16 protein-coding genes and 1 tRNA gene are annotated in these 20,733 nt (G+C 62.1%); 12 read left to right on the top strand and 5 right to left on the bottom strand.

The genetic code is table 11. The features are described from left to right. Positions 1-83: 83 nt before the first annotated feature. Together KUV45_RS09435 and KUV45_RS09430 are read right to left on the bottom strand one after the other, a co-directional pair. Positions 84-506 (bottom strand): DUF3617 family protein, encoded by a 423-nt coding sequence (locus KUV45_RS09435; RefSeq protein ID WP_222162823.1) that lies wholly within the window; start codon positions 504-506, stop codon positions 84-86. A gap of 304 nt (positions 507-810) precedes the next feature. Further along, positions 811-1,524, bottom strand: a complete 714-nt coding sequence (locus tag KUV45_RS09430) for an enoyl-CoA hydratase/isomerase family protein (RefSeq protein ID WP_222162822.1) — start codon at positions 1,522-1,524, stop codon at positions 811-813. Positions 1,525-1,742: 218 nt separating this feature from the next. On the opposite strand from KUV45_RS09430, the gene KUV45_RS09425 reads away from it, so the two are divergent. Together KUV45_RS09425 and KUV45_RS09420 are read left to right on the top strand one after the other, a co-directional pair. Continuing rightward, on the top strand, positions 1,743-2,651 hold the full coding sequence (locus KUV45_RS09425) for a LysR family transcriptional regulator (RefSeq protein ID WP_222162821.1): 909 nt from the start codon (positions 1,743-1,745) through the stop codon (positions 2,649-2,651). Between the two features lie 135 nt (positions 2,652-2,786). Further along, entirely contained in the window at positions 2,787-3,854 is a 1,068-nt protein-coding gene (locus tag KUV45_RS09420; protein WP_224851994.1) for a zinc-dependent alcohol dehydrogenase family protein, read from the top strand. Positions 3,855-4,035: 181 nt separating this feature from the next. Here the strand turns inward: KUV45_RS09420 and KUV45_RS09415 are convergent, their stop codons facing one another. Further along, the gene (locus KUV45_RS09415) at positions 4,036-4,407 is read right to left on the bottom strand and encodes a YkvA family protein (protein ID WP_222162820.1); all 372 of its coding nucleotides are present in this window, start codon (positions 4,405-4,407) and stop codon (positions 4,036-4,038) included. A 447-nt stretch (positions 4,408-4,854) separates the two neighbouring features. Between KUV45_RS09415 and KUV45_RS09410 the strand changes: the two genes are divergently transcribed. Together KUV45_RS09410 and KUV45_RS09405 are read left to right on the top strand one after the other, a co-directional pair. Beyond that, positions 4,855-5,826, top strand: a complete 972-nt coding sequence (locus tag KUV45_RS09410; protein ID WP_222162819.1) for a TIGR03571 family LLM class oxidoreductase — start codon at positions 4,855-4,857, stop codon at positions 5,824-5,826. Then, entirely contained in the window at positions 5,813-6,784 is a 972-nt protein-coding gene (locus tag KUV45_RS09405) for an alcohol dehydrogenase catalytic domain-containing protein (RefSeq protein ID WP_222162818.1), read from the top strand. The genes KUV45_RS09410 and KUV45_RS09405 overlap by 14 nt, the downstream gene beginning before the upstream one ends. A gap of 93 nt (positions 6,785-6,877) precedes the next feature. Here the strand turns inward: KUV45_RS09405 and KUV45_RS09400 are convergent, their stop codons facing one another. Continuing rightward, positions 6,878-7,858 carry a LysR family transcriptional regulator gene (locus KUV45_RS09400; protein ID WP_222162817.1) on the bottom strand — a complete coding sequence of 327 codons (981 nt, stop codon included), beginning with the start codon at positions 7,856-7,858 and terminating at the stop codon, positions 6,878-6,880. Positions 7,859-8,045: 187 nt separating this feature from the next. Here KUV45_RS09400 and KUV45_RS09395 point away from each other — a divergent pair, with 187 nt between their 5' ends. Together KUV45_RS09395 and KUV45_RS09390 are read left to right on the top strand one after the other, a co-directional pair. Then, positions 8,046-9,428: an efflux RND transporter periplasmic adaptor subunit gene (locus KUV45_RS09395; protein WP_222162816.1), complete on the top strand. Its 1,383-nt coding sequence runs from the start codon at positions 8,046-8,048 to the stop codon at positions 9,426-9,428. Beyond that, positions 9,425-12,613 (top strand): efflux RND transporter permease subunit, encoded by a 3,189-nt coding sequence (locus KUV45_RS09390; RefSeq protein ID WP_222162815.1) that lies wholly within the window; start codon positions 9,425-9,427, stop codon positions 12,611-12,613. Before KUV45_RS09395 ends, KUV45_RS09390 begins: the two co-directional genes overlap by 4 nt. A 251-nt stretch (positions 12,614-12,864) precedes the next feature. Here KUV45_RS09390 and KUV45_RS09385 read toward each other — a convergent pair whose 3' ends face one another. Further along, the gene (locus KUV45_RS09385) at positions 12,865-13,470 is read right to left on the bottom strand and encodes a TetR/AcrR family transcriptional regulator (protein WP_206941066.1); all 606 of its coding nucleotides are present in this window, start codon (positions 13,468-13,470) and stop codon (positions 12,865-12,867) included. A 235-nt stretch (positions 13,471-13,705) separates the two neighbouring features. Between KUV45_RS09385 and KUV45_RS09380 the strand changes: the two genes are divergently transcribed. The 6 genes from KUV45_RS09380 (at position 13,706) to KUV45_RS09355 (ending at position 20,731) form a co-directional block, all read left to right on the top strand. Beyond that, complete coding sequence (locus tag KUV45_RS09380) at positions 13,706-14,260, top strand: carboxymuconolactone decarboxylase family protein (protein ID WP_206941068.1); 555 nt, start codon at positions 13,706-13,708, stop codon at positions 14,258-14,260. A gap of 195 nt (positions 14,261-14,455) precedes the next feature. Further along, a complete protein-coding gene (locus KUV45_RS09375) occupies positions 14,456-15,139 on the top strand; it encodes a haloacid dehalogenase type II (protein WP_222162814.1) in 684 nt (227 codons plus the stop codon). Between the two features lie 822 nt (positions 15,140-15,961). Further along, on the top strand, positions 15,962-17,512 hold the full coding sequence (locus KUV45_RS09370; protein WP_206941072.1) for an arylsulfatase: 1,551 nt from the start codon (positions 15,962-15,964) through the stop codon (positions 17,510-17,512). Between the two features lie 101 nt (positions 17,513-17,613). Further along, positions 17,614-18,594 carry an HAD family phosphatase gene (locus KUV45_RS09365; RefSeq protein ID WP_222162813.1) on the top strand — a complete coding sequence of 327 codons (981 nt, stop codon included), beginning with the start codon at positions 17,614-17,616 and terminating at the stop codon, positions 18,592-18,594. 144 nt (positions 18,595-18,738) lie between these two features. Next, positions 18,739-18,815: transfer RNA gene (locus tag KUV45_RS09360), tRNA-Arg, on the top strand. A gap of 914 nt (positions 18,816-19,729) precedes the next feature. Then, positions 19,730-20,731 (top strand): MoxR family ATPase, encoded by a 1,002-nt coding sequence (locus KUV45_RS09355; protein ID WP_222162812.1) that lies wholly within the window; start codon positions 19,730-19,732, stop codon positions 20,729-20,731. Positions 20,732-20,733: the final 2 nt, after the last annotated feature.

Below are 20,733 nucleotides of genomic sequence, written 5' to 3'. Positions count from 1 at the left end.
AAGCAAACGATAAAGGCGCGCCCCTCGGCACGCCTTTCACTGCGATTCTTCTACGGCTCCAGTTGATCAACGCTTAGCGCAAATCAGCCTTCGCAGCTTTCGCCCAACCAGCGGCCTTCCTGATGGATGGTGACCTGCTGGCCGTTATCCATGTCGATCACGCTGGCGAAGTGCTCGTCGCTGTGGAGGGTGATGTCCGCATCGAAGCTGGTGCTGCGTGCACCCGCGGTGCATGAGGCCTGGGCGTCGATGGCGTTGCCATCACGGTCGATGGTGATGCCCTCACAGCCAGATTCGGTCCAGTCCTTGCGCATGGTGGCGGCCAGGTCATCGGACTCTTCTGCGGTCATGCACTGGGTAGTGGTTCTTTCTTCGGTCATCTCGGCGGGCAGCTGTGCGCCTTCCATGCTCTGAGTGATCTCCCACTGGCCCGGCTTGAGATCTGCAGCCAGGGCGGTGGATGATACGGCAACGAGCAGTGTCGCAAGCAGAAGGTGACGTGACATGGATCCATCCTGTCGATAAGTGAAGCTCAGTATCCTATCAACGCCAAGGACACACTGCATAACTTACGGCGCTCGGCATCTCGACTGCTGGCGGTGCTCAAGATCCTTATTTTACCGCATGTAAACTCCGGTCTTTCCGCTCCGGAAGCGACCGACCTGTCATCGCTCGAGACATGTATTCAGCGTTTCCCTAAGACACTGTGAACACCGTGTTCGGCAGGATCACACTGCTAGCTCGACCGCGCCTTCTCTGGGCCTTCTCTGGGCCTTCTCAGGGGCTGCTCAGGGGCTACTCAGGGCCTGCTTATGCCAGGCTGACGGCGGCGGCACCTGCTGGAGCGATGACGTGGCTCAGCATGGAGGCCACCTTGGCGGAGTGGGACTGCGCCATGCGTGTCGCGGTTTCCTCGACGTAGGGTCCCATCTCGTGCGGGTCCAGCGCACGCTGCACCATTCCCAGGTACTCGGCCTGATCGGCACCATAGTCACGGTTGCCCAGGGCTACCTGGCCGACGCCGTAGTCACGGCCGAAGGCGCCGAGATAGATCGATGCCAATGAATCGCGCGCGTCACTCTGTTGGAGACCCGCCATGGCGGTTTCCATCGGCATGAAGCGGGCTTTGCCTCGGGCAGCGATACAACTGTCACAGGCCATGGCCAGCTCGTGACCACCGTAACGGGCAATCCCTTCTACCCGGGCGATGGTCACCTGGGGCAGTTGACCAATACGGGTCAACAGTGCCTTGAAGTCCTGATAGGCGTATTCATTGCGGACGTTGAACTTTCCATCCAGCTGCTGGCAGCTGCTGCCACCAATCTGGGCGTTGAAAATATCGGGATGACGCGACTGAAACACCACGACGCTGATAGTGACGTCCAGTTCCAGCTGCTGTACCACTGTGGTCAACTCTTCCAGTGCCAGCTCACTGGAGTGTTCGGTGGGCGCATCGCTGAAGCTGATCCAGGCGATGGCGTCGTCGATCTGAACATCTAGGGTGGCAAGCTTCTGGTAGCGCATGGGGTGTCTCCGCTGGCATGGTCGCTTGGCGATGTTGGCTTAGCGATACTGTTCTGTTGTCGTCGTTGTCTAAGCCAACTTAGCGCGCCGTTGGTCCAAGCAGAATAGCTACTTTCCGCTTTCAGAATTTAGATTTTCTATATAATGCCAGAGCACTTGATGTAAACGCTTGAAGCCGCGCGATAATACCCTCCCCCTCATCTTTCAGGAGTCAGCGCATGGATACCGACGGCTTGCGCCTGTTTGTCCTGGCGGCAGAAACGCTGAATATCAGCGCAGCCGGACGTCAGCTGGGAATCGCCCCCGCCGTAGCCAGTGCTCGACTGTCGAAGCTGGAAACCCAGGTGGGGGCCGACCTGCTGCACCGCTCGACCCGCAAGGTCTCGCTCTCACCGGAAGGTGCCGCCTTTCTGCCTTTTGCCAGGGAAATGCTGGCCCAGGCAGATGCCGGGCTTGAGGTGCTTGGCAAGGACAGCGAAGACGTGGTCGGCCGACTGCGTTTTGCCGCCTCCAGCACCTTCGCCCAGCAGTACATTGCTCCTATCCTCCCGGAGTTTCTGGAACGTTATCCGGGCATCAGCGTCGATCTCCGGCTCTCCGATACCCAGATGAACCTGATCGAGGGCGGTTATGACCTGGCCCTGCGCAACTATCCCATCGAGGACAGCAGTCTCAAGGCGCGCAAGCTGGCCGACGATCGCCGTATTCTGTGCGCCTCCCCCGGTTATCTGGAGCGCTACGGGATTCCCACGTCCCCCCAGCAACTGGCCGAACATAGCCTGTTGGTATTCCAGGACGGGGCGCCCCGCGCGCTGGCCAAGCATGGCGTCAGAACCCCCCACACCTTTCCCCCCGCCGGTATCAAGCCGCGGGTGTACTGCGATGACGGCGCCAGCATGAGATACGCCGCGCTGGCGGGAGTCGGCATCACCATGCATGCGCTCTGGAGCGTTCGCCACAACCTCGACCAGGGCAATCTCATTCGCGTGCTGCCGGACTACGAAGTGGACGATCGATCGGCCATCTGGCTGGTCTACCCAAAGTCCAGCGTGGTCACGGCCAAGGTCCGGGTGTTTATCGATTTTCTGCTGGAAAAGATCGGCGACCCGCCGGTCTGGGAGCGCTAACGACGGCGCGGGCTATGTCGTCACGGGCCAGCTTCGCGAAATGGAAGAAACTGATTCCGGCCTCATGGCGTTTTTCTGCCGTGGCGATTCGGACATCCTGAGCAGCAACTCACCCCCTGACTCAGGAGTCACACCATGCCCGCAACTACTCTCTCTGCCAGCACCCTCTCCGCCAGCACCCTCTCCACCAGCACCATGCACGCCATGGTCCTCAACAGCTACGGCCCCGACGCACCCTTTGAGCCGGCGACCCTGCCGCGCCCCACGGTGACACCGGGTCACGTGCTGGTGCGCGTCAGCGCCACCAGCGTCAACACTATCGACACCATGATCCGGCAGCTCGGCCAGGAAGAGCTGCCCATCGCGCCGGCCCTTCCCGCCGTGCTCGGCATGGACTTCGCCGGTACCGTGGTCGAGGTCGGCGAAGGCGTCACCGACGTTGCACCGGGGGATGAGGTCTACGGCTGCGCTGGCGGCCTGGGTGATCTGCAAGGCACCCTTGCGGACTACATGCTGGCAGATGCTCGGCTGATTGCCCGCAAGCCTGATCGCCTGTCCATGCGCCAGGCAGCAGCACTGCCGTTGGTGGCGATTACTGCCTACGAGGGTCTGACGCGGTCAGGCGCAGGTAACGGCCACAAGGTGCTGGTCCATGGCGGCGCCGGTGGTGTTGGGCATGTGGCAGTGCAACTGGCCAAGCACTTCGGCTGCGAGGTCTTCGCCACCGGGTCTGGCGCCGCCCAGCTGGCCCAGATCGAGGCCCTCGGCGCGACCGCCATCGACTTCAAGGAACAGTCCGTCGAGGACTACGTGCAGCGTTACACCGACGGCGCCGGTTTCGATGTCATCTTCGACACCGTCGGGGGGAGCAACCTGCTCAACTCCTTCAATGCCGTAGCGCTGAATGGTCAGGTGACCACTACCCTGTCTCTGGCAGAACTGGACATGTCGGCGGCGCACTTCAAGGGCGCATCGCTGCACGTGATCTTCATGCTGATTCCGATGATTCACAATGTCGGCCGCGAGGTTCATGGCACGATCCTGGCGCGCCTGGCAGAGATCATCGATGCCGGTGCACTGACCCCATTGGTCGATGACCACCGCTTTGGCCTTGGCGATGTCGGCCAGGCGTATGCTCATCTCACCTCCGGCAAGGCCGTGGGCAAGGTGGTGGTAGAGCTGGACGCCGAAAGCGACGCCTGATCGCCTCGCCAGGTGCCCCGGCCATCCATGCCTGGGCCACCGCGCGATCATTGCGTCCTGAAAGACAAAGGGCTCGCCTGATGGCGAGCCCTTTGTCTATGGCAAACGCGAGTGGCGACCTGTACAGCATACGCAGGGGCCAACCCCGGCTCCTGTCCTGTCACCGCTCCACTCTCTTGCTCTAGGAAAACCACCGCGCCAGCTTGGCCCGCGCCAGTTGTCGATGCTCTTCCTTGACGTAGGAGGCCACGGTGATCAGTGCCACCGCCAGCATGCCCATGTCGTCGGTGTAGCCGATCAGCGGGGTCAGATCCGGCAGCGCGTCGATGGGAGAAATAAAGTAGCCAAGCGCCCCATAGATGGTGGTCTTGGCCCACACCGGGGTGTCCTTGTCGCGAGCGGCGTAGTACAGCGTCAACGCCCGTGACAGGGTGACCTCGCCAGCGGCCTTGGCATAACGGCTGACCTTGGCCCAGAAACGTTCGTCCGAATAGTGTTCCGCGTGATCTGGTTCATCGGCCAGGATCACTTCTTGCCTGGTGTTGTCATTCATCTCATCAACCTCCTGATCAGCTACCGGCAGCCTGGCCTCATTCCGTGAGCCAAGCCAGCACTGCGTCAATGCCTGCCTGGACGAGTCGCTGGATAGCACGCCATTGAATGCCTTACCTGCACCGCATGGGCTGCGGGGTCTGCACCGCGGGCGCCGGGCACCGCTCGGCTAAGGTATGCAGCGCTTGCTTAGTGAAGCAGGACTGCCGCGGCGACTTCAATGGGTCTGCTGGGCGGGCACTGGCATCGATCTGCGTCCGCCCAGGGCTCATCCATTACCTGGGGTCCAGTATGACGCCAGCATAGCGCGATCTTCTTTAACCCCGGATAGATTGTTGTCGCAAACGAAAAAGTGTTTCGGCCCCAGGTGCCTTTTTCCCGTCAGCTTGCGACAGCACACTCGTGCCATGACCCTTCTGTTGATGCCTTACATAAGGCAGGAGCCACAATGAGCTTGCAACGTTTGACCCAGGGGCCTCTCACCATTGGTCTTGAGCTCCCCCTGGATAACGACTGGAGCCAGCCGGGCGAGGCGTCGAGACGACGGGACGATCGCCCCTTCGGCGTACCGGATCTGAGCGCTCACCTGGAGCGCGCCCAGCTGGCGGACCAACTTGGCTTTCGCGCGCTGTGGCTGCGCGATGTTCCGCTCTACGACCCCAGCTTCGGTGACGCCGGCCAGGTGTTCGAGCTGTTCACGTACCTGGGGTATCTCGCGGCATCTACCCGGCAGACCCTGCTGGGTACCGCGGCAGCCGTGTTGCCGCTGCGCATGCCGTGGCTGGTAAGGAAGGCCGCCGCCAGCGTGCAACACCTCAGCCACAACCGCCTGCTGCTGGGCGTCGCCAGCGGAGACCGCCCGGTGGAATACCCCTTGTTCGGTGTGCCGTTCGAGCAGCGAGGTGAGGCCTTTCGCGATGCGGTAGCGGTGCTCAAGGGCGACGCCGACCAGCGCCTTGACGCGGGACAGGCCCTGCTGCCGGAGGCAGAGCAGCCACCATTGCTGGTCGCCGGTCTGGCTCAGCAGCGCCCCGACTGGGTCGGGCAGCACATGGACGGCTGGCTGGCCTACCCAGGCACCCCCGACGACCACGTTCGAAGAGTCGACCTGTGGCGCAGGGTGGCCGGCGACAAGCCCTACGTCAGCTTCATCCACCTGGACCTGGCCGAGAACCCTGAGGAACCGCCACGCCGACATCGCTTCGGCCTGCGGGTCGGCAGCCAGGGCCTGATTCAAGAGCTGACGGCCATGCAGGCTGCAGGTGTCAACCACATCGGGCTTAACCTGCGGCGCACCCAGGCCCCGATCGAGGATACCCTGCAGCGCCTGGCTGCCGAGGTACTGCCCACCTTTCACCAGGACGCTGAGGCGTCGTCGTCTTCTACAACGCAACAGGATGTTACCCATGCCCCAGCATGACACCTTCATGGCCTGGACTTGGCACGAGCCAGGGGAGCCGCGGTCCCTCACCCTGGAAGATCACGAGATGCGCCCCGCCGAGGGCGGTGAGGTCATCGTCGATACCAGGGCCATCGGCCTGAACCCGGTCGACTGGAAATTCATCGCCATGGAAAGTCGCCTGTGGCAGCCCGGTCAGATTCCCGGTGTCGATGCGGCCGGCGTGGTGATTGACGCCGGCCCTGGCGTCGACCACCTGGCACCTGGCGACCGTATTGCGGTACACACCTCTCTGGCCGGGCCCGGCACCTTTGCCACCCGACTCAGGCTGCCCGCCCGTGCGGTCATGCGGCTTCCGGATGGTATCGACTTCATCACCGCGGCGGCGTTTCCGTGCCCGGTGTTGACCGCCTGGCAGGCCATCGAAAAGCTGCCCGTCACGACCGGTGCGCACCTGCTGGTGTCCGGCGGCTCAGGCAGTGTGGGGCGTATCATCGTGCAGCTGGCCAAGGCGCGTGGCTTCCACGTGATCGCCATGTCCTCTCCCGAACGTCATGAACTGCTGTACGCCCTGGGGGCCGATGAGGCCATCAGCTCACCCCATCAGCTGACGGCACCGCTCTTCGCCGTCATCGATACCGTGAACGGCGAGCACGCCCGCCAACTGTCACAGCATCTGGGCGCCAATGGCCATGTCGTATGTGTACAGGACCGCTTGGACGGCCCAGTGGCGCCGCCGTTCGAGCGCGCCCTGTCCCAGCATGAGGTGGCGTTGGGCGCGTTGCACATGACCGGCACCGACCAGGACTGGCAGGCGCTGGTCAACGCTGGAGAGACGCTGCTGAATCAGGTGGCCGAAGGCGCCCTGTCGCTGTCCGACGTGGCGGTGGATGAGTTTGATGCGCTGCCGACCCGCCTGAGCGAGCTCAAGCACGGCCCGCGGCAGGCAGGCAAGCTGGTCATCCGTGTAGACGGCTAGGCAGTAGACGGCTTAGCGGCGCAAGGGCTGGCGACAGAGCGTCGCCCGCCCCTTTCAGACGGTGCGGTCAGACGGAGCGGTCAGAGGGAACGTTCAGGCGGAGCGGTCCGCCACTGGGCCAAGGGGTCCGGCCGCCTTGCCGTACATCTCGGCAAAGCCTGGGATATACGCCTCCCACTTGGGGGGCGTGCCGACCATCTCGCGCAGAATCTCGATAAAGCGTCGGGTCCGCAACGGCATCTCGCGATGGGGATACAGCAAGGTGATGATGCCAAAGGCCGGTAGCGGCAGGTCGGTCATCAGCGGCACGATATTGCCCTCCTTGACCTCATCATTCATGGCAAAGGCTGGCAGCACGCCAATGCCCATCCCGGCCATCACGCCCCGTTTCACCACTTCCGCCTCACTGGTACGCATCTGGCTGTTGAGCGGCAGCTTCTGCTCTCGTCCCTGTTCGTCCAGATAGGGCAGGTAGTCCACCTGAAACTCGAGGGAGCTGAAGGTCAACGCGGGTAGCCGCGACAGTGTGGCGAGATCGCGGGGCTCTCCATGGCGCTCGATAAATTCCGGGCTTGCACCAATCAGCAGATGGTTCGGTGCCAGCGGCGAGGATACCAGCGTCGAGTCCTGAATATCCCCCACCCGCAGGACCAGGTCGTAGCCCTCCCCGATCACGTCGACCCGACGCTCCTCCAGCTGCAGGTCCACTTCGACGTCAGGATAGTGTTCGCGAAAGCGACGCATGGCCTCGAAGCCCAGGCAGCGACCAAGAATGCCGGGAGCACTGATCTTCAACCTGCCGCTGGGTGCCTGCTGCAGGTTCTCTGCCAGCGCCTGGGTGTTATACATCCATTCCCGCAGCTCGCGGCCCTGCTGCACCATGGCGAAGCCGGCCTGGGTCAACGACAGCGAGCGGGTAGAACGATTGAGCAGGCGGACGCCCAGCTCCTGCTCGAGCCTCGCGATATGCTTGGACACGACGGACCGATCCAGCTCACGCCGCTTTGCCGCCTCAGAGAAACTGCCAAGTTCCGCTACGTCTACCAGCAGCAGCAGTCGGCTGGGTTGGTCCATCGTGTCTTTCCTCGTGTGGGGGTTGGGAGCAGGGATCTCGGGGCTGGGATCTCGGCCTGAGACTGTGGGGGCGATTGATTCAGCATAAAACCGTGCATATGTGGCAACAATAATGTGCGACCAACCGGTCTAATACAACCCCCAATCAACGATTACACTGGCCAACCTTTTTTCGAGGAGTCGCCAGATGTCACATCTCAGCCCCCCGCGCGACCCCCAGGTGGCGTCGCAATCTCCCTCTCGCACCCTGCCCAGTGCCAGCATTCCCTCTGCTGGCCGTCTGTTTCTCGGGGTGCTGGGGATGGCCAGCCTTGGCCTGTTGCTGGCGGCTTGCCAGCCCAGCGAGGGCCAGTCGAACCAGAATGCCTCAGGCGCGGCCAGCGAGGCCCCCGCCGTCGAGGTCGTCGAGGCCGTGCGCCAGCCGGTCTCGAACTGGTATCGCTACACCACGCGCCTCGAGGCACCGGAGCGGGTCACCCTGCGTCCCCGGGTGACCGGCCAGGTCGCCGACATTCTGTTCGAGGAAGGCAGCCTGGTCGAACAGGCACAGCCCTTGGTGCGCCTGGACCTGGCACCCTTCGAGGCACGTGTGCGTGAGCTGGAAGCCCAGCTCGCCCGAGGCAAGGCAGAGCAGGTCCGGGCCAACGGCGAGGCCAATCGCGCCAATCAGCTGGTTGGCCGCAACCTGATGGCCCGCGAGGAAGCCGAAGCACGCCGGGCAGGCGCCCAGGCCCAGGGTGCACAGGTCGCGTCCCTGCAGGCCCAGCTCGACAGCGCGCGCCTGGACCTGGCACACGCCGAGGTCACCGCGCCGATCAGTGGGCGCGTCTCGCGTGCCGACCTGACCGTGGGCAACGTGGTCAGCGCCGGGCAAAGCGTGTTGACCACGATTGTCAGCACCGACCAGGTCGACGCCTACTTCGATATCGACGAACGCACCTGGAATCGCGACTTCGCGGCGGTGACAGCCGACCAGGGCTGGCCGGTGGAGCTGCAGCTCGCTGGCCAGGATGAGTTTGCCTTCGAGGGCCAGCTCGACTTCATCGACAACCAAGTGGATGAAGCCACCGGCACCCTGCGAGTGCGTGCCCGCTTCGATGCGGCGCATCCGTCCCTGCGTCCCGGCGCCTTTGCCAGGGTGAGACTCGCCGCTGCACGTGACCGCGAGGGTGTGCTGGTGCCCGACCGTGCCATCGGCACCGACCTGGACGCCAACTTTGTGCTGGTGGCTGGCGATGACGGCACCCTTGCCTACCGCAAGGTGACCACCGGTGCGCGTTTCGGCGCCTGGCGCGAGATCACCGAAGGCCTGGAGGGTGGCGAGCCGGTGGTCGCGGCAGGACCGTCGAAGTTTGGCCCCGGCATGGCGGTGTCTCCCCAGGTCATCGACGGGCCGGACCGCTCCACGCTGCAACAGCTGCGCCAGCGCACCGAGCGCCTGGCCCAGCGGCTGGGCGGTTCGTCCGGCGAGATTGCGGACACACAGCCAGCGCCGAGCGACGAGGGCCCTGCTGACGCGCTTGCCGCGGACAGTGCCGCGGGCGGCGATGAAGCACAGGAGCGTTCATGAATCTGTCGAGTTTCTTCATTCGCCGTCCGGTGTTCGCGGCGGTCCTGTCGATACTGATCGTGGTGGCCGGAAGCCTGGCGCTGGTCAAACTGCCGATCTCGGAGTATCCCGAGGTGGTGCCGCCCACGGTCGTGGTCAAGGCCAACTATCCAGGCGCTAACCCTGAAGTCATCGCCAAGACCGTGGCGACTCCTCTGGAGCAGGAGATCACCGGGGTGGAGGGAATGCTGTACATGGATTCCCAGTCCACCGCCGATGGCAACCTGACGCTGACCGTGACCTTCGCCCTCGGCACCGACCTGGACCAGGCCCAGGTCAACGTCCAGAACCGTGTTGCCCGCGCCACTCCCCGCCTGCCCCAGGAGGTTCAGGCCCTGGGCGTGACGACCGAGAAGTCATCTCCCAACCTGACGATGGTGGTCCATCTGACCTCACCCGACGGTCGCTACGATCAGCTGTGGCTATCGAACTTCGCGCGGCTGAACCTGCAGGACGATATCGCTCGCCTCGATGGTGTCGGTGATGTGCAACTGTTCGGTGCCGGCGAATATGCCATGCGGGTGTGGCTGGATCCTGACGCGGTGGCTTCCCGTGGCCTCAGCGCCAGCGATGTGGTGGCCGCCCTACGCGAGCAGAACCAGCAGGTCGCGGCGGGTAGCCTGGGCGCACAACCGGCGCCCAGCGAGAGCCAGTTCCAGCGCCTGCTCAACGTCAAGGGACGGCTGTCGTCACCGGAGGAATTTCGCGACATCGTGATTCGCGTGGACGACGATGGCCGCATTACGCGCCTGGGTGACGTGGCGCGGGTCGAGCTGGGGGCTGACCAGTATGCCCTGCGCGCTCAGCTCGATGGCAAGGACGCGGTCGCCATGCCGGTCTTCCAGCGCCCCGGCTCCAATGCCATAGCGCTGTCCGATGGCGTGCGCGACTACATGTCCGAGGCGGCCAAGGCCTTCCCCGATGGCGTGGGTTACGACATCGTCTATGACCCCACCGTCTTCGTGCGCGGCTCCATCGAGGCGGTGGTCCACACCCTGCTCGAGGCGGTGCTGCTGGTGGTGGTCGTGGTCGTGCTGTTCCTGCAGACCTGGCGCGCCTCCCTGATCCCGTTGATCGCGGTACCGGTCTCGCTGATCGGCACCTTTGCGGTGATGCAGTTGATCGGGGTATCGATCAATACCCTGTCGCTGTTCGGACTGGTGCTTGCCATTGGCATCGTGGTGGATGACGCCATCGTCGTGGTGGAGAACGTGGAGCGTAACATCGAGCTCGGCCACTCCCCCTACGAGGCGACTCAGATCGCCATGCGTGAAGTGACCGGTCCGATCATTGCCATCGCCCTGGTACTGACCGCCGTGTTCGTGCCGACCGCGTTCATCAGCGGTCTGACGGGCCAGTTCTACCAGCAGTTCGCCCTGACCATCACCATCTCGACGCTGATCTCGGCCTTCAACTCGTTGACCCTGTCACCGGCGCTGTCGGCCCTGTTGCTCAAGCCGCATGGGGCGAAGCCGGACTGGCTGACCCGGGTGATCGATGGCCTGTTTGGACGCTGGCTGTTCGCCCCGTTCAACCGTGCCTTTGCCGCCATGTCGCGGGGCTATACAGGTCTGATTCGCCGCCTGCTGCGCTTCGGTCTGATCGTCGGCCTCGGTTATCTGGCGCTGCTGGGACTCACCGGCAAGCTGTTCCAGGAAGTGCCGGGCGGCTTTATCCCCTCCCAGGACAAGCAGTATCTGGTGGCGATGGCCCAGCTGCCTGACGCGGCAAGCCTTGAGCGCACCAGTGAGGTCATCAGCGAAATGCAGGAGATTGCGCTGTCGACCCCGGGTGTCGCCCATACCGTGGCCTTCCCTGGGCTATCGGTGAACGGCTTCGTCAATGCCTCGAATTCGGGCATCGTGTTCACCCCGCTGGATGCGTTCGAGGATCGCCAGTCGCCGGAGCTGTCTGCCAGCGCCATTGCGGCTCGCTTGAACGCCCAGTTCAGCCAGATCGACGAGGCCTATGTGGCGGTCTTCCCGCCGCCGCCGATTCTGGGACTTGGCACCACAGGTGGCTTCAAGTTGCAGCTGCAGGACCGCGGCAACGTGGGGTTCACCGGCCTGTTCGACGCTACCCAGGCAGTCGTGGCAGCGGCCAACCAGGACCCGCGCTTGGCCGGCGTGTACTCCAGCTATCGGATACAGGTGCCGCAATTTGACGTGGAAGTGGACCGCGAGCAGGCGTTGGTGATGAATGTCTCGCTGGATGCGGTATTCGACACCCTGCAGATCTATCTGGGCTCGCTCTACGTCAATGACATCAACCGCTTTGGCCGCACCTATCAGGTACGCGCCCAGGCCGATGCCGAATATCGCCTGGATGCCGAGGCCATTCGTCAGCTCAAGGTGCGCAGCAACGACGGTCGGATGATCCCGCTGGGCAGCTTCGTCGACGTCAGCCCCACCACGGGACCTGACCGGGTGATGCACTACAACACCTTTGTCAGCGCTGATATCAACGGCTCACCCGCGCCCGGCATGTCCAGCGATCAGGCCAAGCAGGCCATCGAGGAAGTGCTGGCCGACACCTTGCCTTCCGGTGTGGACTACGAGTGGACCGAGGTGACCTATCAGCAGGTGCTGGCAGGTAACACCATGATCTACGTCTTCCCGCTGGTGGTGCTGCTGGTGTTCCTAGTGCTGGCGGCCCAGTACGAGAGCTGGTCACTGCCCTTCTCGATCATCCTGATCGTGCCGATGACACTGCTGTCTGCCATGGCCGGGGTGTGGCTGACCGGGGGAGACAACAACATCTTCACCCGTATCGGACTCATCGTGCTGGTGGCGCTGGCCTGCAAGAACGCGATTTTGCTGGTGGAGTTTGCCAGGGAACAGCAGGACCAGGGGCAGTCGCGCCTCGACGCCGTGCTGACCGCTTGCCGCCTGCGCCTTCGTCCGATCCTGATGACCTCGGTGGCCTTCACCGCGGGTGTTATCCCGCTGATGCTGGCTAGCGGCGCCGGCAGCGAGATGCGTCAGGCCATGGGCGTGGCGGTGTTCTACGGGATGATTGGCGTCACCGTCTTCGGCCTGCTGCTGACCCCGCTGTTCTACGTTGGCGTGCGCCGCATGGTGGAACGCAAGCGAGCCAACGCTAGCCCCAGCGCTCCCGCACTGGAGGGCGATGCCCCTCATCAGTGACCGCGCGCAGTGCGCGAGCACTGCAACGAGTTCCAATGCTGTTTCGATGACAGCCCTCTTGCCCCGGCCTACCCCAGCCGGGGCTTTTTTGGTCCATCGCCGACCAACGGTAAACAGGTAAGGCTTGGGACAAGGGGAACGCAGAACTGGCGGCGCGCCCACGAAAGCCCATGCCGGCCACCTCGGCGAGGCGGCCCACAAAGGATGTATCAGGAAGACCTGCTCAGGAAGACTGAATCAGGAAGGATAGATCAGTGCGGACGATCCTGGCGCAGGGCTTCAATGGCATCGGCCATATCCTCGGCGAGGGCGTGCACCGCAGCGCTGTCGACATCACGCTGAGCAAAGGCCCGCAGCCCCATCACTTCGGCCTGCATCCGGCGGCCGAGGCGCACCGGATCAGCCCCAGCGGGAAGCTCCTGGGCATCACGCGCTGCTTCAAAACGTTCGACAAAGCGCTGCTCCATCGCCACCAGCAGGGTCTCCGCCTTGGACAACGCCACCTGTTCACGCTCGCCCAGCTCCAGCAGACTCTTCATCAACATGCAGGCGCGGCTGGGCACTTCGCTGTCACGCAGGCCTCCCAGCTTGCGCAAATAGGCGGCAAGCCCGGACAGCGGTGACGGGTGCTCGGCCATGATGCGTTCCAGCTCTACCAGGGCCAGACGGGCATAGCGTTCAAGGGCTTCCTGAAACAGCGCATCCTTGCTGCCAAAGGTGGCGTAGATGCTGCCAGGACGCATGTCGAGCACCCGTTCCAGATCCTTGAGCGAAGTCGCATGAAAGCCTTTCTGCCAGAACAGGTGCAGCGCTCGTTCCAGTGAGTCCTGGCGATTATGCAGTGTGGCTCGCGGCATGGTGAATCCGATGTTCCCGGTCAGTGGCTGACCTTCAGAAAATTGAGTGTTCGCTCAAATTTTATCTTGAGTGATCGCTCAGGTATAGCTAGAGTGTGCCGGAACGGCTTTCAGCACGGTCTGCTGGCGGCCAATTTTGAGCAATCGCTCAACAAAACGGACTCAATGGCGCGTCAACGCTTTAGGCTGCCACGGCCTGCGCCCTGACCACAGACGCCATCACACAGGAGGCAACATGACTCGCTTCACTCTCCATGACAAGCAAAGTGCCCCAGCCGACAGCCAGGCACTGCTCGACAACTCCGTCAAGGCGTTCGGCATGGTCCCCAACCTGCATGCGGTCATGGCCGAGGCGCCGGGCCTGCTGGAAGGCTACCAGCAGCTGCACCAGCTGTTCCTGGACTCCAGTTTCGATGCGGACGAAACCACCGTGGTGTGGCAAACCATCAACGTGGAGCACAACTGCCACTACTGTGTGCCGGCACACACCGCCATCGCCAAGCAAATGGGCGTGGACGACGCGGTCAGCGATGCCCTGCGCAACGAGACCCCGCTGCCCAACGAGCGCCTCGAAGCCCTTCGCACCTTCACCCTGAGCATGGTACGCGAGCGCGGTTTCGTGGATGCCGATGCGGTCCAGGCCTTCCTGGATGCCGGCTACACCAAGCGCCAGGTACTCGAGGTCGTGCTGGCACTGTCACAGAAGGTGATGAGCAACTACACCAACCACCTGGCCGACACTCCAGTAGACGAACCCTTCGCCAAGTTTGACTGGCACAAGGCAAAGTAAGTCGTGACTAGGCAACGGGCCACCCTGCGATGCCCCCTTTGGCCCGTTGCCCATCACACTGCCCTCCTCGCCATCTGTGCTGCTCTCAAGGACCGATCGTCCATGATGCAGATCGCGCCTGAAACCGATAGCTTAGAGAAGAGACAGCTGAGGAATAGCGAGTCAAGGCAAGCTCGTCCATTGCAAGGAGGTGATATGAGTGATCACGCAATTCCCAAGGTGCTGGTCTTCGACGTCAACGAGACGCTGCTCGACCTGACCCACCTTGAACCACTGTTCGAGCGGCTGTTCGACGACCCTGGAATGCTGAGGGAGTGGTTTGCCCAGCTGATCCTTTACTCACAGACCATGACCCTGTCGGGGCTCTACACCCCGTTTGGACAGCTCGGCGCTGGCGCGCTGCAGATGACAGCCGATATCCATGACATCGCCGTTGAGCAAAGCGATATCGATGAGCTGGCATCTCGCATCGGCTCCATGCCCGCACATCCGGATGTGGCCCCAGCGCTTGAACGGCTGAAGGCAGCAGGCTTCCGCCTGGTGACCCTGACCAACTCTGCCCCGGGCGCCTCACCGTCGCCACTGGAAAGGGCCGGGCTGAGCGACTATTTCGAGCGCAGCTTCAGTGTCGAGCCGGTCAGGCAATTCAAGCCCGCCGCATCCACCTATGCTCAAGTCGCCCAGGAGATGCAGGCCGAAGGGCATGAACTGTGCCTGATAGCGTGCCATTTGTGGGACACCATTGGCGCCCAAGCATGCGGCTGGCAAGGGGCACTGGTCCTGCGTCCCTACAACGCTCTGCTACCGGCGCAGAACGTGCCGATGCCTGACTATGTCACCGATAACCTGTCACAACTGGCAGATCAATTGATTACTTAACCCTATGTTATATCTTGGTTTTTAAATTCGAAGCAATAACAGGACAGTGCGGACTCAATGAGTAAGTGCAATAGTCACTACACCGACGATTTGCTCCACCGCACGTTACGCGAACGATGCATCTGTAGCTGAAAAGACTTAAGGGTTTGCGCTGGCGTCGCCCGACGACTTCAGCGCTTCTCTCATTCAGCGCTTCTCTAGGCACCAGAGATAACCTGGCGTATTGATAGACGGCTATCGACAGGCGGCTATCGACAGAGCGATTAGCCCATATGTGACAATTGTCACCTCAAGATACCGCGACTGACTTTTTTCTTTTGCCTGGTCTTGCCAGATCTTCACGCTTTTCATCTCTCTCGTTTTTTCTTGCGCTGTTGCCCCCCTCTTTCTCTCTCCCCCTCTTTCTCTCCCGTGGCGCCTCTTACAGCGCCTCGCTTCTCCGACATCTGGTCTCCAAGATGCAGGTGTCCTTAGGGGCACTAGGAGCATTCGAAGCATTAGCGGCATTTACAATAAACCTACAAAGTGACAATGCCGTCGATCTCGTCAGTAAATACCGGGAAATAATAGGGTTAATCAACGAATCGGAGTCATTCTCACCTGTGGCCGTAGCGGAGATCTGGCTCAGCCGAGGTTTTCAGCACATAAAGTCAGCGAACGTTATCTATACTCGGCCTGGGAACAAATAAGAACCCATCGCTAGATTTCGTGATTCAGAGCAAGCGCTATCGTCAGGGAGACGTCAAGGTGTTCAAAAATCCTAAGTTGCCAACAGGCTCGGCCCACTGGTGCCACTGGCTGACAGCCAGTCTGGCGCTGTCCATGTCGGCCTCTGCCCTCGCCCAGGACGACAGTGCGTCACAGGAACAGGACTCCGAGAGTTCGGGCAAGCCGAACATTCTAGTGCTGTGGGGTGACGACATTGGCCAGTCCAACATTTCCGCCTTTACCCACGGACTGGTGGGCTACCAGACCCCCAACATCGACCGCATTGCCGACGAAGGCATGATGTTCACCGACTACTACGGTGAGCAGTCCTGTACCGCCGGCCGCTCCTCGTTCATCACCGGGCAAAGTGTGTTCCGCACGGGTCTGTCCAAGGTGGGCCTGCCGGGTGCCGAACAGGGTATCAGCGAAGAAGATCCGACCATCGCTGCCATGCTCAAGGCAGAAGGCTATGCCACCGGTCAGTTCGGCAAGAACCACCTGGGTGATCGCGACGAGCACCTGCCCACCAACCACGGCTTTGATGAGTTCTTCGGCAACCTCTACCACCTGAATGCCGAGGAAGAGCCGGAACATCCCGACTATCCTGGCGATCTGGAAATGGCAGACGGTCGCACCTTCCGTGAGACCTATGGTCCCCGCGGCGTGATCAAGTCCACCGCCGATGGTCAGATCGAAGACACTGGTCCGCTGACCAAAGAGCGTATGGAAACCGTCGACGACGAGACCTCCGCTGCGGCACTGGACTTCATCGAGCGCAAGACCGCTGAAGGCACCCCGTGGTTCGTCTGGTGGAATGCCACGCGCATGCACTTCCGTACCCACGTCAAGGACGAGCTGCGCGGCGTCTCCGGCCAGAACGAATACGCCGACGGCATGGTCGAGCACGACATGCATATCGGCCAGTTCCTCGAAAAACTGGACGAGCTGGACATCGCCGACAACACCATCGTGTTCTACTCCACCGACAACGGGCCGCACATGAACACCTGGCCTGATGCGGGCATGACCCCGTTCCGTGGTGAGAAGAACACCAACTGGGAAGGCGGCTGGCGTGTTCCGGCCATGGTGCGCTGGCCGGGCCACATCGAGGAGGGCGCGATTTCCAATGAAATCATGCACCACATGGACTGGATGCCCACCCTGCTGGCGGCGGTCGGCAACGACACCGTCAAGGAAGACCTGATGGAAGGTGGCGTCGAAGCCATCGGCCGGGAGTACAACGTTCACCTGGACGGCTACAACTTCCTGCCGCTGCTGACCGGCGAGACAGAAGAAGGTCCACGTAACGAGGTGTTCTACTTCTCGGACGACGGTGACCTGACCGCCCTGCGCTACGACGACTGGAAGCTGGTGTTCATGGAGCAGCGTGTTGAGGGCACCTTCGAAGTCTGGGCCAACCCCTTTACACCGCTGCGCGTGCCGCTGATGTTCAACCTGCGCCGCGATCCCTATGAGCGTTCACAGCTGACGTCCAACACCTACTATGACTGGCTGCTGGAGCACTCCTTCCTGCTGGTGCCGGCCCAGGCCTACGTGGGCACCTTCCTCGAGACCTTCAAGGACTTCCCGCCCCGCATGAAGGCGGCAAGCTTCAGTCTCGACCAGGTCATGGAGGCCCTCGAGCAACCCGCCAGCGTTCAGTAACGCTGCATTGCCAGGATACAGGCCGCTCCCCAGGGAGCGGCCTGTTGCGTCATGACAACCGATCGCACCAGCGACCTGCCCTTCATCGAGGATGCTTCGCCATGAAAAGCTTCATTACCACACGCGTGCTGCCTGCCTTGCTGGTGGCCGCCCTTCCGGCACTGGCTCAGGCGGATCCGCTGCCGTCCTGGAATGCGGGTCACAACAAGAGCGCTATCGTCGACTTTGTCGAGGCCGTCAGCGATCCCACCAGCGACGACTTCGTGCCGCAACAACAGCGCATTGCGGTATTCGATAACGACGGCACCCTATGGGGCGAACAGCCCGCCTACTTTCAGCTGATGTACGCGCTGGATCGCGCCAGCGAGGCAGAGCCGGAGCAGCTGACCAGCGAGCTGCACCAGGCCGCAGCCGAGGGCGATATCGAGACCGTTCTGGAAGCCGGCGAAGAAGGCATTCAAGCGCTGCTGTCCTTGTCCCACCAAGACGTCTCCCTCGACGAGTTCGAGGAAGATGTGTCCGACTGGCTGGCCAACGCCACCCACCCGGACACCGGTCGCTTCTACGCCGACATGATCTACCAGCCCATGCTGGAACTGTTGAGCTACCTGCGTGACAGCGGCTTCTCCACCTATATCGTCTCCGGCGGCGGACTCCACTTCATCCGCACCTTCGCCGAGGACGTCTACGGCGTTCCCCCGCAGAATGTCATCGGCAGCACAGGGGGCCTGGAGGTAAAGGATCTGGACAGCGACCCCAGCCTGTACAAGCAAGAGGGTGATACCTGGATCAACGATGGTCCTCTGAAAATCGTGTCGATCGAGCGTCATATCGGCCAGCGTCCGATCATGGCGGTGGGCAACTCCGACGGCGACGTGCCGATGCTGATCTGGACGACCCAGGGAGATGGTCCGCGTATGGGCGTGCTGGTCCACCACACCGACGCCGAGCGCGAAGTGGCCTACGACAGGGACAGCCATATCGGTCGCCTGGCCGACGGCCTGGACCAGGCAGAAGACCGCAGCTGGCAGCTCATCGATATGGCCAGCGATTGGCAGCGGGTCTATCCGCAAGCGCCCTGAGTGCCAGTTCCACGATGAAACACGTCATCCGTCGGTTCAACCAAACGACGGATGACGTGATGCACAGTCCCTATGTCTTGCGCCGTCGACCACTTTGCTCTAACATGCGCCCCCTCTTGACGTCACCGCTCGTGTGACGACTGTGCGCCCGTAGCTCAGCTGGATAGAGTACCTGACTACGAATCAGGTGGTCGGAGGTTCGAATCCTCCCGGGCGCGCCACTTTTTTACTTCTCCCTTATTTACTGCTCCCTTATCCCTCCTGCCATCTGCGCCGTGCCCTGCGTCTTTTCTCCTGCACCTTTTCCCGAACCGTTCTCCTGCACCTTTCTCTTAACCGTTATCCTGCTTCTGTCTCGTGCCCCCACGGGAACCGAGACAACACCGAGAGGAAGCCGAGAAAACTCGGAAACGTCGCGCCAGTATTGATGTACATCATTTGAGCCTCTAGCCCGGCCCGTGACAGCAAGAAAACTTACATTTTGCTACCAAAAAAGACATTCCCATTATTTACCGCTATCGAAGATAACCACGGCGAACGTGTCGATAAACATGCGACAACGTGCGACATGTCGAAAACTCCCTCGGCAGGAGCCACGGATAACTCTCCCCTCTGACGTAATGACGTCAGCTCGGACCCTCTTATACTGCGACAGGCAGTCGACAGGATATGACGCGTCATAGTAGTTACCAGGGTAAATATAGTCCCGACAATAGTTCCGACACGAGGCATACTGAATCATTCTTCAGGTCGCGATGCTTCGCTCACCGGGATCAATAACGACGATAAAACGAGATGTTAGCAACACAGCTGAACAGTAGCCTCAAGCTCGCTGATAACGCACTTTCTGACGTGCGGTAATCATCGCCACGCGAGGCCAAGCGGTGTCGGCATCCACGGTGGCCATATCGATGTGGTCGCGGAACGTGACCACTGTCTCAAGGATACGAGCACATGGGCGCAGCCAGTTACCTGCGGCAGAACCCTCTTCATACAAGCGCAGACGGTGATATCGCCTGCGCTCGGCAAAGCCTGTTCGGGCATCGCTACAACATGGTCTCGACGAGGCCGCTGCACGCCATTGGCAAGTGGTCGACATGGCCACGGACTGGCAAACCATCTACCCGGAGGTTCCATGAGTCTGCTTGAGGATATTCGGGGGCTCGAAGCCGCCGTTGGAGAGTCCATCGTTGGCCAGCGCGAGGTGATCCGACGCCTGCTGATCGGCCTGCTGGCGGGGGGCAACCTGCTGATCGAGGGACTGCCAGGCCTGGCCAAGACCCGCGCGGTCAAGGCCATGGCGCGCAACCTGGAGGCTGACTTCAGCCGTATTCAGTTCACGCCAGACCTGTTGCCCTCCGACGTGACCGGCAGCGAGATCTATCACCAGAGCGAGCAAGGCTCGGTGTTCCGCTTTCAGCCGGGGCCACTGTTCGCCAACCTGGTGCTGGCCGATGAGATCAACCGGGCCCCAGCCAAGGTGCAGTCCGCCCTGCTGGAAGCCATGGAAGAGCGGCAGGTGACGGTGGCGGGCAAGACGCACCTGATGCCGGAGCTGTTCATGGTGCTGGCGACCCAGAACCCCATCGAACAGGAAGGCACCTACCCGCTGCCCGAAGCGCAGATGGATCGCTTCATGATGCACGTGCGGGTGGACTACCCGAGCCGCGAGGAGGAAGTCGACGTCATCCGGCTGGTGCGCCAGGAAGAGCAGGCCAAGGCCGCCAGGGATGCCGCAGCGGAAGGTGATCGCCCCGTGGCGGCGACGCCGGCGCCGCTGGCCCAGTCAGCCATCTTCGCCGCGCGCCGCGAGATCGCCATGCTGCATGTGGCCGAGGCCATGGAGCAGTACATGGCGACGCTGGTAGATGCCACCCGCCACCCCGCCGATTTCAGCGAGGAGTTGGGCCGCGCCATTGAACTGGGTGCGAGTCCACGCGCGTCACTTGCCCTCGATCGCTGCGCGCGCACCCACGCCTGGCTCGAGGGGCGCGACTATGTGGATCCCCAGGACGTGCAGCAGGTGGCTCCCGATGTGCTGCGCCATCGAATTGCACTGAGCTTCGAGGCCCAAGGACAGGGCATGACCAGCGATGACGCCATCGCCACCCTGCTGGGCTGCGTCGCGCTGCCCTGAAC

The organism is Halomonas sp. DP3Y7-2, from assembly GCF_019800795.1.
Classification (GTDB): Bacteria; Pseudomonadota; Gammaproteobacteria; order Pseudomonadales; family Halomonadaceae; genus Halomonas; species Halomonas litopenaei_A.
The sequence above is the reverse complement of the archived record's forward strand: the minus strand, read 5'-3'. Positions and strand labels throughout refer to the sequence as shown.

Excerpts from the sequence above, each read along its gene's own strand:
- KUV45_RS09430 (WP_222162822.1), bottom strand. The coding sequence starts at position 1,524 with ATGCGCTACCAGAAGCTTGCCACCCTAGATGTTCAGATCGACGACGCC.
- KUV45_RS09405 (WP_222162818.1), top strand. The coding sequence starts at position 5,813 with ATGCCCCAGCATGACACCTTCATGGCCTGGACTTGGCACGAGCCAGGG.
- KUV45_RS09420 (WP_224851994.1), top strand. The coding sequence starts at position 2,787 with ATGCCCGCAACTACTCTCTCTGCCAGCACCCTCTCCGCCAGCACCCTC.
- KUV45_RS09370 (WP_206941072.1), top strand. The coding sequence starts at position 15,962 with ATGTCGGCCTCTGCCCTCGCCCAGGACGACAGTGCGTCACAGGAACAG.
- KUV45_RS09410 (WP_222162819.1), top strand. The coding sequence starts at position 4,855 with ATGAGCTTGCAACGTTTGACCCAGGGGCCTCTCACCATTGGTCTTGAG.
- KUV45_RS09425 (WP_222162821.1), top strand. The coding sequence starts at position 1,743 with ATGGATACCGACGGCTTGCGCCTGTTTGTCCTGGCGGCAGAAACGCTG.
- KUV45_RS09415 (WP_222162820.1), bottom strand. The coding sequence starts at position 4,407 with ATGAATGACAACACCAGGCAAGAAGTGATCCTGGCCGATGAACCAGAT.
- KUV45_RS09390 (WP_222162815.1), top strand. The coding sequence starts at position 9,425 with ATGAATCTGTCGAGTTTCTTCATTCGCCGTCCGGTGTTCGCGGCGGTC.
- KUV45_RS09400 (WP_222162817.1), bottom strand. The coding sequence starts at position 7,858 with ATGGACCAACCCAGCCGACTGCTGCTGCTGGTAGACGTAGCGGAACTT.
- KUV45_RS09355 (WP_222162812.1), top strand. The coding sequence starts at position 19,730 with ATGAGTCTGCTTGAGGATATTCGGGGGCTCGAAGCCGCCGTTGGAGAG.
- KUV45_RS09435 (WP_222162823.1), bottom strand. The coding sequence starts at position 506 with ATGTCACGTCACCTTCTGCTTGCGACACTGCTCGTTGCCGTATCATCC.
- KUV45_RS09385 (WP_206941066.1), bottom strand. The coding sequence starts at position 13,470 with ATGCCGCGAGCCACACTGCATAATCGCCAGGACTCACTGGAACGAGCG.
- KUV45_RS09365 (WP_222162813.1), top strand. The coding sequence starts at position 17,614 with ATGAAAAGCTTCATTACCACACGCGTGCTGCCTGCCTTGCTGGTGGCC.
- KUV45_RS09380 (WP_206941068.1), top strand. The coding sequence starts at position 13,706 with ATGACTCGCTTCACTCTCCATGACAAGCAAAGTGCCCCAGCCGACAGC.
- KUV45_RS09375 (WP_222162814.1), top strand. The coding sequence starts at position 14,456 with ATGAGTGATCACGCAATTCCCAAGGTGCTGGTCTTCGACGTCAACGAG.
- KUV45_RS09395 (WP_222162816.1), top strand. The coding sequence starts at position 8,046 with ATGTCACATCTCAGCCCCCCGCGCGACCCCCAGGTGGCGTCGCAATCT.